The sequence below is a fragment of the Vibrio marisflavi CECT 7928 genome, from assembly GCF_921294215.1.
In the GTDB taxonomy this organism is placed as follows: domain Bacteria; phylum Pseudomonadota; class Gammaproteobacteria; order Enterobacterales; family Vibrionaceae; genus Vibrio; species Vibrio marisflavi.
Genome location: NZ_CAKLDM010000002.1, coordinates 1600419 through 1614315, shown reverse-complemented (window position 1 = coordinate 1614315; position 13897 = coordinate 1600419). Strand labels below are relative to the sequence as shown.

The window sequence follows — 13897 nt, the reverse complement described above, 5'->3', positions numbered from 1 at the left end:
GGTTTCGCTGTTGTGACGCGCAATTTGGCGGAAGAGGCAGGAATCGAACCTACCAAAGCTTTTTCAGCTTACATCGGTTTTGAAGACCAAGAGGGCCACCAGACCCCATCTCATTCCATGGTCGCCATGCTAGACCACTCAACCTGCAATTTCCTTGATCTACATCATTTTACGCATTTGCTCACATTTCGAAATCTTATGTTGCAATTATCTCTTTACGTGTTGCGCATCACATATTGATTTCTATCAAGTCATTTTGTAGCTCATCCCATTATCTTACCTCACATAAAACTCAATTCCTAAATACGACAAATAGGAAGTACTATGCCTTCAATACGCTTGACCCAATATAGCCACGGTGGAGGCTGTGGTTGTAAAATCTCTCCTAAGGTTCTCGATACGATTTTGAAGAGCCAACTTACTCCATTCCATGATCCTAACCTTTTAGTTGGCAATGACAGCCGAGATGATGCTGCTGTATACGATTTAGGCAATGGTACTTCAGTTGTCAGTACAACAGACTTTTTCATGCCTATCGTCGATGATCCAACCGATTTTGGTCGTATTGCTGCGACGAATGCGATCAGCGATATCTATGCGATGGGCGGCAAACCAATTATGGCTATCGCAATCTTAGGCTGGCCAGTTAATACACTCTCCCCAGAAGTCGCTCAGCAAGTAGTCGATGGTGGTAGACAAGCATGCGCAGACGCAGGTATCAGTTTGGCTGGTGGCCATTCTATTGATTCACCAGAGCCTATCTTTGGCCTAGCTGTTACAGGCATCGTTCCAACTGAAAACGTGAAATGCAATAACCGAGCGAAAATCGGCGACAAGCTGTTCTTAACAAAACCTCTTGGAATTGGTGTTCTAAGTCATGCAGAAAAACAAGCAAAACTTCAACCTGAACACCGTGGTGTTGCTCGTGACTGGATGTGCACATTAAACAGCGTTGGCCAAGAACTCGCAGAATTAGACTACGTTACGGCGATGACTGATGTGACGGGTTTTGGTTTGTTGGGCCATTTAACTGAAATGTGCCAGGGCGCAAGCCTTTCTGCAAAGGTGAATTTTGCTGATGTACCTGTGATGCCGGGCGTATTGGATTATATCGGTATGGGTTGTTTCCCAGGTGGTACAGAAAGAAATTTTGCTAGTTATGGCGAGAACATTAGCGAGCTCACTCCAGAGCAAAAAGCGCTACTTTGCGACCCTCAAACTTCCGGTGGCTTGCTGGTTTCGGTGCGAGAAGAAAATGTTGAACAGATGACAGCATTTCTAGCAGACAAAAACATGCAAATTGCCCAAGTTGGGGAGTTTGTGGCTAAAGAACACTCGACTCACCTTATTGAAGTTATATAGGTAACAGCTACTTAACTTCGATAAAAAATCCAGCCTTACGTGCTGGATTTTGAGTACGTCATTGGATATTTGGCTAGTGATAGCAATGATTTCAGCTTGCTTCATCAAGCTTAATTTATCACTACGTAATAAGTGATAAACAAGGGGTCACTTCTTATATCCATACAAATTGTAATGGAATATGATGCGCGCGGGAGTTGGCGACGTGCGCAAACCAAGCCTAGCTCACGTCTAGAAAACGATAGTTAGAACTTAGACAGACGTTAATAGGCTAAGCATAAAAACCGAATCTAATTTTTGTTTTTAATTTTTGGACTCAAGCCCTGGGTTAGCTTTCTAGGGCTAGTTAACTAACAGGATATGCTATGAAAAGCTTTGTTGTTGCAGATCCCGAAAAGTGCATAGGGTGCCAGACCTGTATGGCTGCGTGCTCTGATGTACATAGAAAGGAAGGACTGCAAAGTCATCCACGCTTAAAAGTGGTTAAGCATGGTGACGCGACTGCTCCCGTTATGTGTCGGCATTGTGAAGACGCACCTTGTGCGACTGTTTGCCCGGCACTTGCGATTGTCAAAGAAGAGGATCGCATCTTTCTTAACGAAAACCTGTGTGTTGGATGTACTTTATGTGCTGTTGCTTGTCCGTTTGGCGCTATCGCTCTCGATGGTAGTCGACCAATAGCAGTTGCTAAAAGTTATGACACCTTTATTCCGTCTTGTCCTCGCTCAAGTAACCCTTCGACTTCAAATCCTGCACAGTTTGGACACGACATTTTGGCTTGGGAACCAGGAGTAAAAAGCATCGCAGTCAAATGCGACCTATGTGAGTTTCGTGAAGAGGGCCCCGCTTGTGTTGAGGTATGCCCGAACGACGCAATCGTGTTGGTTAACGAATCGGCAGTAGACACCGCTCGCTCAGCTAAACGAGAAGATGCAGCATGTGTCGGACGAGCTGTGAACTTGGAGAAATAACCTTATGAGTCCTTTAGAGCTTTTAGCTTTATCTATCGGTTGTTATCTTGTTGCCAGCTTAATCTCTCTTTTGGGTAGTGGTAAGCAAGAAGAAGCAGTGATGAGCCTAACAGGTGTCATCTCCACCATTGGGGGCATTCTTGGTGTAGCGAGTGCGGGTTACGCGCTTGCAAGTGGTCAAACTTGGCACACCGAGTTATATAGTCCTTTCTCTTTCGCGCAGTTCTTGATCAGTATGGATGCACTGAATGCCTTTATGGTTATGGTGATTTCACTGATTGTGATCGCGTCTTCAATCTATTCTCTTCAATACATGAAGGAATACCTAGGCAAAGGCGGGTGGGGGATTTGCTTCTTCCTAAACTTGTTTGTTGCTTCAATGGTACTTCTGGTTGTTTCGGACAACGCGTTCTACTTCATTGTATTCTTTGAGATGATGTCTTTGGCATCTTACTTCCTAGTACTGGTTGAACAGTCGGGTAAGAGTGTTAAAGCTGGTTTGAACTACTTCTTTATTGCGCATGCAGGCTCAATCTTAATCATGATTGCCTTCTTCATGCTATATCGAGCATCTGGTTCAGTAAACTTCGCAGACTTCTATCACTTGCATCTGCCTACTTGGGAAGCGTCAGTAATATTCTTGCTTGCTTTCTTCGGCTTCGGTGCCAAAGCGGGTATGATTTTGCTGCACGGCTGGCTGCCAATGGCCCACCCAGCGGCACCTTCGCATACATCTGCACTTATGTCTGGCGTGATGGTTAAGATTGGTATCTACGGTATCATCAAAGTGGGCGTCATGTTCCTTGGTGGTAGTGAAGCGTGGTGGGGATACGTTGTTCTAGCATTTGGCGCGGTTTCTTCTGTGCTAGGGGTTATGTACGCGTTAGCTGAGCACGATATCAAACGACTACTCGCTTACCACACAGTAGAAAACGTCGGCATTATTCTAATGGGTGTCGGTGTTGCAATGATCGGTATGGCGACTAACCATCCTATATTCGCAGCTCTTGGCTTGTTAGGTGCGCTATACCACTTGCTTAACCATGCTGTGTTTAAAGGTCTATTGTTCTTGGGCGCAGGTTCAGTTATTTACCGCACTCATACAAAAGATATGGAGCACATGGGTGGTCTGGCTAAGCTTATGCCTTACACCGCAATCGCTTTCCTCATTGGTACAATGGCGATTTCTGCGCTACCGCCACTTAACGGCTTTGTCAGTGAATGGTTTATCTACCAATCACTATTTAGCATGAGCCACCAGAGTGATGTTTCGATGCTAATTGCTGGTCCATTTGGTGTGGTAATGCTTGCGATCACTGGTGCACTAGCTTGTATGTGTTTCGTTAAAGTGTACGGTATCTGTTTCTCTGGTACGCCAAGAACTGAAGCTGCAGCGAACGCAAAAGAAGTTGGCTGGCCAATGCTTACAGGTACAGGTTTCTTAGCGGTTCTTTGTATCGTTCTAGGTGTAGGTTCTCCTTGGATTGCACCTCACATTTCAAATGTTGCAACAGCTGTGCTTCAAGCCTCTCCAATCACTGTACAAGATGGTTTTGCTCTGCACCCAGTATCAACATCTCAAGCGATTCTTTCGACGCCAGTTATTGCTATCAGCTTGCTTGTTCTGCTTATCGTTCCAGCAGTGATTCTTGCCCTGTTTAGAGGTGCTCGTCTGAAGCGCCGTCACCGTGGTGACCCATGGGCGTGTGGTTACGCTTATGAACAGCGCATGACAGTGTCTGCGGGCAGTATTACTCAGCCGCTTAAGCATATGTTCGCGCCAGTTTATCGCCTACGTAAGCAGCTTGACCCAAGTGGTTGGATGAAGCGTACGCTAGATGGAACAACGTCTGCGGCTTCTGCTTCTGAATCTGCTTTCGACCGTTATTTAATCGAGCCAACTTGCCGCCTTGTTTTAGGTATTAGTAATCGAGTTGCTAAATTGCAAAGCGGAGACTTCAGACTCTACTGCTTGTACATCGTTGTCGCTCTGATTGTTTTATTGATTTTGCCAATTAGCTCAGGAGTGAAATAATGCCTGAATTACATATGCCTAGCGCAAGCTGGATAACACTCGCCGTAGTGCAAGCCGTACTTATGCTACTGTTAGCACCACTTGTGACTGGTTTTTCTCGCGTACTTAGGGCGAAAATCCACTCTCGTCAGGGCCCTGGTATTCTTCAGGATTACCGTGACATTATTAAGCTTTTGCGTCGCCAATCTGTAGCGCCAGCAAATGCAGGTGTGATCTTCTGGATCATGCCTTGGGTACTGATTGTCACTATGCTTTTGATAGCAATGGCATTGCCAACAGTGACAGAAACATCACCGTTTCCAATCTCAGGCGATGTGATCACTGATATCTATTTGTTAGCTATCTTCCGTTTCTTCTTTGCGCTTTCTGGCATCGATAGTAACAGTATGTTTGCAGGCATTGGTAGTGCACGTGAGTTGACACTTGGCGTGCTAGTTGAGCCAGTGTTCATGCTTGCGATTTTTGTTGCAGCAATGGTGGTCGGTTCTACTGACCTTGGTTATATCAGCCAAGGTATGGTTAGCATGTTTGCCGCTCATCCAATTCCAGTCATTTTGGCAGGTATCGCATGTGCATTCGCTGTGTTCGTTGAAATGGGTAAACTCCCATTTGATGCGGCAGAAGCAGAGCAAGAGCTACAAGAAGGTCCAGTAACTGAGTACTCTGGTAACGGCCTAGCAATGGTTAAGTTGGGTTTAGGCCTTAAGCAACTTGTCGTGGCACAGCTATTCTTAGCTATCTTCGTACCTTGGGGTAAGGTGGTTACCTTATCTTTCACCGGCTTGCTGTTCGCGACCCTTATCTTGTTCGTTAAGCTTTTTGTTGTTTTCTTCCTTGCGGGTTTAATTGAAAACAGCATGGCGCGCGTACGTTTCTTAAATACTAATCGTCTAACCTGGTCAGCATTTGCGTTTGCTGTTTTAGCGTTAGCCTTTTACATCACTGGACTGTAAGGCGATAAAACTATGGAGATGATAGGTTTATTTACTATCTTGGTCCCATTCGTTGGTGCCATCCTCACGTTATTGGTTCCGCGTCAATCAGCGAAGTGGGTTTGCCAATTATTCGCAGCAATTGCAACGCTAGGCACATGGGCGCTAGCTTATAAATTTTTTGCTGAAGGCGGTGCGTCAGAGACGATTTCACTACTAAGTATCGATCACATTCAATTGTTTGGCTTAGTAGTAGATAAAGTCAGCACGTTAATTGCGGTTGTCGTTGTTGGGCTTGGCTTGATTGTTGCGATTTACTCTCTTGGTTACATGAGTAAAGGCAACAAAGAGCATCCTCAAGAGGGTGAGCCACGCTACTACGCATTCTTGCTGATCTTTATCGGTGCAATGGCTGGTTTAGTGCTGTCTTCAACGATTCTCGGTCAGCTATTGTTCTTCGAAATCACAGGTGCTTGTTCTTGGTCTTTGATCAGTTACTACCAAACGCCAGTGGCTTATAAGTCAGCGCTTAAAGCCCTGATTGTTACTCATATTGCTTCACTAGGTTTGTTCTTGGCAGCAGCACTACTGTTTGTGAACACAGGTACTTTTGAGTTAACAGCGATTGCTTCTCTTAGCCCTGCTGTGAAAACCATGGTGATGTTCGGAATCATGTTTGCCGCTTGGGGTAAATCAGCTCAACTGCCAATGCAAATGTGGCTACCTGATGCGATGAACGCGCCAACGCCAGTGAGCGCGTATTTACACGCCGCTTCTATGGTTAAAGTGGGTGTGTATATCTTTGCTCGTGCGATTTTATCTGGTGGTCAAATCCCAGAAATCGTTGGTATCGTTGGTGTTATCGGCGCGATTATCACCATGTTCTACGGCTTTGTTATGTACTTGCCACAAAAGGACATGAAGCGTCTATTAGCATACTCAACGATTGCCCAGCTTGCGTATATCTTCTTAGCTCTTTCTTTTGCTGCTCTTGGCTCAAACCTAGCGTTGGAAAGTGGCGTAACTTATATCTTTAACCACGCATTCGCGAAGAGCTTACTCTTCCTAGTTGCTGGCTCTCTAAGCTACGCGTGTGGTACTCGCATGCTACCTAAGCTAACTGGCATTATGAAAGGCTCGCCTTTATTAGGTGTAGGTTTCTGCGTGGCTGTAATGGCGATTGCGGGTGTACCTCCTTTCAATGGTTTCTTTAGTAAGTTCCCACTTATCGAAGCAGGTTTCCAATTATCGGCTCAGCATAGCTGGTTAACGCCAATCATCGTGCTTGCGTTGATTGAGTCTGTTGCAACGTTTGGTTGGTTACTGTACTGGTTCGGTAAATCAGTTGTCGGTGAGCCATCTGAAGCGGTGAAAGAAATGTCTCCACTTCCAGGTTCGATGAAATTCACATTGATCGTGTTGATCGCAATGTCGGTACTATCCAGCGTTATTGCATCAGCATGGATTCACTAGGGTTACGCTCATGGATAATCTAATAATCAATAATTTAGCTGGCGTCTTGGTTGTGACATCGTTCTTCGTTGTCATCGCCCGTCGAGCACAAACTGCAGCGTGGTTATACGCGCTTCAGTCTCTAGTTTTAATCTTTCTATTTGTAGCAATTGCTGACCAATACAACGCTCATAGTTTATATGAGTGGTCGGTTTCAGCGTTTATTACCAAAGTAGTGTTGCTACCGAGCCTACTATTTTACTTGTTCCGCAATATGCGTGATGAAGTGGCAGAGCAGTCAGCACTGCATCCTGTCATTATCGCAATCCTAGTTGGTGTGATTAGTTTAGTGGCCTTCTACGTGGTTAAACCGGTGGCATTGCCTATGGTTTCATCACTTAAGTTCGTTTTAGCTGTTTCTCTAGCACATTTTTTTATCGGATTGCTATGTATAGTGACCCAGCGCAATATTTTGAAACAAGTCTTTGGTTACTGTTTGATGGAAAACGGGTCATCGCTCACATTAGCGCTGCTGGCACATCGAGCGCCACACCTAATGGAAGTGGGCATTACCGTTGATGCAATTTTTGCTGTGATTGTGATGATTATTTTGGCCAAGCTGATCTATAAAAAGCTCAACACATTAGATGTTAAACAACTTACAGATTTGAAGGGGTAATGGCGTGCTTACATTGGATACTGTTTTCCCTTATTTAATCGGCATTCCTTTGATTGCCTCTGCTGTGGGCTTTTTGGGCGCGGCGACCTGTGGTCGTTCGCATAAAGTAGCATCACTTATTCACCTCGTTAGTGTTGTTGCGACCTTCCTGATTTCAGGTTGGTTGGGCTTGCAAGTCATCGATCACGGTAGCTTACTGTCTAGCGGCCACTGGCTTATTCTAGATGGTTTATCTGCACTATTTATGGCGGTGTTAGGCGTTGTCGCACTGATTACTGGTATACACGCAGTAGGTTACATCAGCTACGAACTTAAGCATGAAGAAGTGAGTGGCCGTCAGGTTTCACTGTTCTACGGTCTTTACAATCTATTCCTTGCTTCGATGATCTTAGCCATCAGTGCTAATAACATCATCATGATGTGGGTTGCGATAGAAGCAACAACAATCAGCTCTGTATTCCTTGTTGGTATTTATACCAAACGCTCTTCTCTAGAGGCGGCTTGGAAGTACATCATGATTTGTACTGTTGGTGTAGCATTTGGTCTATTCGGTACTGTGCTGACTTACGCTAACGCGGTAGCAGTCTTTAACGATCCTAGCCAAGCACTACTATGGACAGCAGTTCGTGATCATGCACACCTGTTAGATCCTCGCTTAATTCAAATTAGCTTTATCTTTGTTGTCATCGGTTTTGGCACCAAAACTGGCCTGTTCCCAATGCACACTTGGCTACCTGATGCGCACTCGGAAGCGCCAAGTCCAGTATCTGGCTTATTATCTGCGGGCCTGTTGAACTGTGCTTTGCTGGTTATTATTCGTTTCTTCATCATTAGTAATGAAGTGTTAGGCAGTGCGTTTACTAACGGAGTGTTGCTAACTTTTGGCTTGCTATCTGTTGGTGTTGCTGCGCTGTTTATCCTGATTCAAAAAGACATCAAACGCTTACTAGCGTATTCCAGTGTAGAGAACATGGGTTTGATTACCTTTGCTATCGGTTTAGGTCCACTGGGTATCTTTGCTGCCATGCTACATGTCATCAACCACAGCTTAGGTAAAACCTTGATGTTCTGTGGTGCGGGCAACGTGATGCTTAAATTTGGCTCACGTAACATGAATGTGATTAAAGGTGTAGTAAGAGTTGCGCCTTGGACTGGTGTTCTGTTTGGTGCTGGTGCGATGGCACTAGGCGGTGTTCCACCGTTTAACCTATTTATTAGTGAGTTCTTGGTTATCTGTTCTGGCATTTATGCTCAGCATCCAGTACTCACTATTGTCTTATTGCTACTTCTAACGATTGTTCTAGCGGGTCTAGCTCGTATGGTTGCTTCGACTGTACTTGGTAAAGCACCTGAAGGTATGAAGAAAGGTGAGATTGGTGTGTTAACGGTTGCACCATTGGTTGTGCTAATCGCCTTCATGTTACTGATGGGTACACACATCCCACAGGTCATTTTGCAAGGTGTCGATCACGCGGCGCAAGTGGTGATTAACAAACCAAATTACTCTGTATTGCAGTCATTGCATTTACCATGGCAAGTGGTTCCGAACACTGACGTGTCAACACTTGTTACTCATACTACGCATTAATTTAGAGAGAATGTTGAATGGAAAGTGTACAAACAAATCATTCGCAACGCCAAATTGGTAAACAGTACGTTGAAGGCGTGCGTAAATTGTTTCCTTCTGCAATCTTAGATGAAGAATGGCAGACTGAAAATCAGGTCACCATTACGGTAAAAATGACCTCGCTTGTCGAGGTTATGCAATGGCTATACTACGACCAGCAAGGTTGGTTAACGGTTTCTTTCGGTAATGATGAGCGCAACATCAATGGCCACTTTGGTGTTTACCACGCGCTTTCGATGGAAGGAATTGTTAAGAGCTGGGTTGTTGTAAAAGTATTGGTTGACGCTCAGTCTCAAGAGTTCGTTTCTATTACTCCGCATATCCCAGCTGCTGTTTGGGGTGAGCGTGAAATTCGCGACATGTACGGTCTTAAGCCAGTCGGTTTGCCAGACGAACGTCGCCTAATCTTGCCAGATGATTGGCCAGAAGATTTACACCCATTGCGTAAAGATGCAATGGACTATCGTCAGCGTCCACAGCCGACGACAGAAACAGAAAACTACGAGTTCATCAACGAGCTTGGTGATGACTCAAACCGTATTGTCCCTGTAGGTCCACTACATATCACCAGTGATGAGCCGGGACACTTCCGTCTGTTTGTTGATGGTGAAAATATTGTTGATGCTGACTACCGCATGTTCTACGTACACCGTGGCATGGAAAAGCTGGCGGAAACTCGTATGGGTTACAACGAAGTCGCTTTCCTAGCTGACCGTGTCTGTGGTATCTGCGGATTTACACACAGTGTCGGTTATGCTAACAGTGTTGAGAACGCTCTAGGCGTTCAAGTTCCTGAGCGTGCGAAGATGGTGCGTACAGTAATGTTGGAAGTTGAGCGTTTACACAGTCACATGCTGAACATCGGTTTATCAAGCCACTTTGTTGGTTTTGACTCTGGCTTCATGCAGTTCTTCCGTGTTCGTGAGAAGACAATGGAACTAGCTGAAATCCTAACAGGTGCTCGTAAAACTTACGGTATGAACCTGATCGGTGGTGTACGTCGTGACTTCCTAAAAGATCAGCGCAAACGTGCGATCGAAATTGTTCGCAAAGTACGCAAAGAGTTCTCTGAGCTGGTAGATGTACTGCTATCTACAGCCAATATTGATCACCGCCTATCTGGCGTAGGTATCTTAGATAAGCAAATCGCTCGTGATTACAGCCCGGTTGGTCCACTAATTCGTGCGAGTGGTTTTGAGCGTGATGTGCGTTCTGTGCATGGCGATTTCCTGACTAACTACTCAGATATGCCAATGGATCTGCAGTTTATGGATACTTGCGATGTAAAAGCTCGTGTTCTAATCCGCGTTAAAGAAACGTTCGATTCGCTTAACATGGTTGAGTTTGGTTTAGATAACCTTCCTGAAGGCCCAATCCTTACTGAAGACTTCCAATATGTGCCAAACAAATTTGCACTAGGTTTCACTGAAGCACCACGTGGTGAAAACATGCACTGGAGCATGACTGGCGACAACCAAAAACTTCATCGCTGGCGTTGTCGTGCCGCGACTTACGCAAACTGGCCAACGCTACGTTATATGCTTCGTGGTAACACTGTGGCAGATGCGCCACTCATTATCGGTAGCCTTGATCCATGTTATTCATGTACCGACCGTGTAACGATTGTGGATACCAAGAAGAAACGCAGTAAGACCATCCCATACAAAGCTATTGAGCAATACAGTGTGAGCCGTAAAAACTCACCGGTGAAATTTTAATTGAGGTCGCCATGTTTAAGTTACTGAAAACAGTTTTAAAAACCGGAGATCCTACCGCTAAATACCCATTTGCACCGTTTGAAGTGCATGATGATTTCCGTGGTAAGCCTGAACTAAAAGCCAGTCAATGTATTGCTTGTGGTGCGTGTACTCGCGCGTGCCCAGCAAACGCTTTGATTATGGAAACTGATGAAGAAAACGGCACTCGCCGTTGGGAACTTTCTATTGCTCGTTGTATCTATTGTGGCCGATGTGAAGAAGTGTGCCCAACACATGCAATTGAACTGACAGATCAGTTTGAACTTGCTGTAACAAACAAAGCTGATTTGTATGAGCACGCAGAGTTTAACTTATCTAATTGTACTGAGTGCGAGCGTCCATTTGTGGCAACGAAACTTCTCAACTACACATTTGATTCTCTAGAGCAAGCAGGATTGACAGGCGCACAGCTGGAAATGCGTAAGCGCCAGTTAAGCACGTGTCCAGAGTGTCGTCGCAAAGCAAACATGCTTGATGACAAAAACGTTACCTGTGATCGCTATATCTCAAAATATGATCAAATCCCTGTCGTTACAGAAGAGGAGGGCGCATGAAAGGCTTTAAGCAATTAGCTGGAGAAAACCATACTCAGGCAGTGCCAGTTGAAGTATCTCCTCATCACGAAAAGTTAAAAGCGTCGCTACTGAAAGATATCAAGCGTTCTGCGTATGTTTATCGTGTCGACTGTGGTGGTTGTAACGCTTGTGAAATCGAAATCTTCGCAGCGACGACACCTATTTACGATACCGAGCGTTTTGGTATTAAAGTCGTAGCAAGCCCACGTCATGCAGATATTTTATTATTTACTGGCGCGGTAACTCGTTCGATGCGTGGCCCAGCGTTACGTGCTTACGAGGCAGCACCTGATCCAAAAATCGTAGTTTCTTACGGTGCTTGTGGCTGTGATGGTGGCATATTCCACGACCTTTATTGTGTCTGGAGTGGTACTGATAAAATTGTGCCTGTCGATGTCTATATTCCTGGCTGTCCTCCTACGCCAGCTGCGACTATCTACGGTATGGCGGTAGCACTAGGTCTACTAGGCCAAAAAATGAAGGCTAAAGAGCATGATGTAGAGAAAGAACCAGCAAGTCTACGTCATACAGGTATTCCATTGGATATCCGTGTTTTGATTGAAAAAGAGACACGTTTACTCGCTGGTTACCGTCATGGTAAGAAAATATCTAACGATCTAATGGATGTGTTAGAGGGCAGTGATGCAGATAACGTCGACGAACGTGTTAAAGCGTTCTTAGATTCTAAGGATGACCCACGTTTGACTGAAATCGTGAACAAGGTGATGCGTTTGGTCATGCAGCAACTAATGGGGGGAAGCCCCGCTGGAGCTTGTAATGGATGTAGCTAAGTCTCGCCATTTAGAAGGTAGCGTTAATTTTTATCGTCTGAGCCGTAAGTTCGTTGATGAGAGCGAAATGCCTCAAGAAGCGAAAGACATCATGTATTACAGCTTAGCCATCGGCCACCACCTTGGGGTGGTCGATTGCCTAAAATCTGAAATGCAGTGTAGTGGTGAAGAGTATCTAGAGTGGTTCAGCGCTCTAGAAGAAGGCAGTGAAGCTTACAACAAGATGAAAGGGTTCTTGGTTTTTGGAGAAATCACCATAAACCCCGAACACATCAATATGTTGGCACTTGCATTTGATAAAATCGACACTAACAAACAATCAGAGAAGTCAAAATACTTGACTCAAGGGTTGATTGATATCTTAACTGCGATACATAAAGAGCCAAATATGTATCTGATGATTCGAGGTGGTCAATGAGCGGTAACATATTGATAACTGTAGGTAACTCAATGATGGGTGATGACGGAGCGGGGCCTTACCTGGCTAAGCTTTGTCGTGAAAACCCTGTTGAGAACTGGGAAGTATTGGAAGGTGGAACTATGCCTGAAGATACGCTGCACTTAGTGCGTGACCGTCAACCACAGCGAGTGGTGGTGGTTGATGCCGCCGATTTTGGTGAAAAAGCCGGTGAAATTCGCATCATTAGCTCAGATGTTATCGATGATATGTTTATGGTTTCGACCCACAGTCTGCCGCTTAACTTCCTTATTGACGAGTTAAAAACATTCGTTCCAGAAGTCACTTTTGTTGGTATTCAGCCAGCCGCGGTGGCTTTTTCGTTCCCTATGACAGATATGGTAAAGGACGCGGTTAACACCATTTTTTCCCGATTACCTAACTGGAAAGGTGACAGTGAGTTCGAGCACTGTTAAAGTACACCCACACTTTGTAAGTGTATAAAAAATATAATTTAATTATAAAATTGATGTCGATTTATGGAAGCAATGAATTGATATCGAGTAGAAGTAAGAGATAGCTCCTATCCAGAAATTTACATTCGAATAGGTTTTACTTTAAGAGCCCAAATCGAATTGAAGTTTTGAATATAGAGCAATGTAGCTTAGGGCCTGTAAACCTTTTGAAAATTTCCACAAATTAGACTCGAAAGGAAACCCATACAGACCCTAGTGTATCGACACAAGAAGGTATCGTATGAATCGATTTGTCTTTGCAGATGCTAATAAATGTATTGGCTGCCGAACTTGTGAACTGGCATGTGCGATCTCTCACCAAGACGAAGGCATTGGAACGTTAAACGATCCAAATGATTTCGCCCCACGTTTACAATTGGTGAAGAATGCGAAGGTAACTACGCCTGTGATGTGTCGTCAATGTGATGACGCTCCTTGCGCGCAAGTTTGCCCGAACAATGCCATCGTTCATGAAGATGGTTATATTAAAGTGATTCAGTCTCGTTGCATCGGTTGTAAAACCTGTGCTATCGCATGCCCTTACGGTGCGATGGACGTCGTGACGAAAATGGTTACTGAGGATACAGGGCGTTCTGCACTGTTCCAAAGAAAAGTGCCAAAATCACAGGCATTAAAATGTGATCTATGTTCTCATAGAAAAGAAGGCCCAGCATGTGCGCAAGTTTGCCCTACGGGAGCAATCAGCCTAATTGAGCCTCAAGAAATTCAACAAACCAGCCAACAAAAGCGTGAATTAGCTGCTGCTAGTGCCGCTGTTATTGGTCTAGGTAAGTGAGTAGAGCA

General features: G+C 44.8%; 13 protein-coding genes and 1 tRNA gene. 13 read left to right on the top strand and 1 reads right to left on the bottom strand.

Annotated features, from left to right (window positions below; all coding sequences use genetic code 11):
- Nucleotides 1-25 precede the first annotated feature (25 nt).
- Nucleotides 26-117 (bottom strand) — tRNA-Sec (locus tag L7A31_RS14200).
- A gap of 207 nt (nt 118-324) precedes the next feature.
- On the opposite strand from L7A31_RS14200, the gene selD reads away from it, so the two are divergent.
- The 13 genes from selD to L7A31_RS14135 all read left to right on the top strand — a co-directional run bounded on the left by selD (nt 325) and on the right by L7A31_RS14135 (nt 13889).
- Nucleotides 325-1362, top strand: a complete 1038-nt coding sequence (gene selD / locus L7A31_RS14195) for a selenide, water dikinase SelD (protein ID WP_237362427.1) — start codon at nt 325-327, stop codon at nt 1360-1362.
- A 365-nt stretch (nt 1363-1727) separates the two neighbouring features.
- Nucleotides 1728-2333 carry a 4Fe-4S dicluster domain-containing protein gene (locus L7A31_RS14190; RefSeq protein ID WP_237362426.1) on the top strand — a complete coding sequence of 202 codons (606 nt, stop codon included), beginning with the start codon at nt 1728-1730 and terminating at the stop codon, nt 2331-2333.
- A 4-nt stretch (nt 2334-2337) separates the two neighbouring features.
- Complete coding sequence (hyfB, locus tag L7A31_RS14185; protein WP_237362425.1) at nt 2338-4368, top strand: hydrogenase 4 subunit B; 2031 nt, start codon at nt 2338-2340, stop codon at nt 4366-4368.
- Nucleotides 4368-5321 (top strand): respiratory chain complex I subunit 1 family protein, encoded by a 954-nt coding sequence (locus L7A31_RS14180; protein ID WP_237362424.1) that lies wholly within the window; start codon nt 4368-4370, stop codon nt 5319-5321. Before hyfB ends, L7A31_RS14180 begins: the two co-directional genes overlap by 1 nt.
- 12 nt (nt 5322-5333) lie before the next feature.
- Nucleotides 5334-6773, top strand: coding sequence for a hydrogenase 4 subunit D (locus L7A31_RS14175; RefSeq protein ID WP_237362423.1), 1440 nt, complete (start codon nt 5334-5336; stop codon nt 6771-6773).
- Between the two features lie 10 nt (nt 6774-6783).
- A complete protein-coding gene (gene hyfE / locus L7A31_RS14170; protein ID WP_237362422.1) occupies nt 6784-7431 on the top strand; it encodes a hydrogenase 4 membrane subunit in 648 nt (215 codons plus the stop codon).
- A 4-nt stretch (nt 7432-7435) separates the two neighbouring features.
- On the top strand, nt 7436-9019 hold the full coding sequence (locus L7A31_RS14165) for a hydrogenase 4 subunit F (protein ID WP_237362421.1): 1584 nt from the start codon (nt 7436-7438) through the stop codon (nt 9017-9019).
- 17 nt (nt 9020-9036) lie between these two features.
- On the top strand, nt 9037-10776 hold the full coding sequence (locus L7A31_RS14160) for a hydrogenase large subunit (RefSeq protein WP_237362420.1): 1740 nt from the start codon (nt 9037-9039) through the stop codon (nt 10774-10776).
- 11 nt (nt 10777-10787) lie between these two features.
- Complete coding sequence (locus tag L7A31_RS14155; protein ID WP_237362419.1) at nt 10788-11369, top strand: formate hydrogenlyase complex iron-sulfur subunit; 582 nt, start codon at nt 10788-10790, stop codon at nt 11367-11369.
- Nucleotides 11366-12181 carry an NADH-quinone oxidoreductase subunit B family protein gene (locus L7A31_RS14150; protein ID WP_237362418.1) on the top strand — a complete coding sequence of 272 codons (816 nt, stop codon included), beginning with the start codon at nt 11366-11368 and terminating at the stop codon, nt 12179-12181. The genes L7A31_RS14155 and L7A31_RS14150 overlap by 4 nt, the downstream gene beginning before the upstream one ends.
- Nucleotides 12168-12599, top strand: a complete 432-nt coding sequence (locus L7A31_RS14145; RefSeq protein WP_237362417.1) for a formate hydrogenlyase maturation HycH family protein — start codon at nt 12168-12170, stop codon at nt 12597-12599. Before L7A31_RS14150 ends, L7A31_RS14145 begins: the two co-directional genes overlap by 14 nt.
- On the top strand, nt 12596-13054 hold the full coding sequence (gene hycI / locus L7A31_RS14140) for a hydrogenase maturation peptidase HycI (protein WP_237362416.1): 459 nt from the start codon (nt 12596-12598) through the stop codon (nt 13052-13054). The genes L7A31_RS14145 and hycI overlap by 4 nt, the downstream gene beginning before the upstream one ends.
- A gap of 280 nt (nt 13055-13334) precedes the next feature.
- On the top strand, nt 13335-13889 hold the full coding sequence (locus L7A31_RS14135) for a 4Fe-4S dicluster domain-containing protein (RefSeq protein ID WP_237362415.1): 555 nt from the start codon (nt 13335-13337) through the stop codon (nt 13887-13889).
- Nucleotides 13890-13897: the final 8 nt, after the last annotated feature.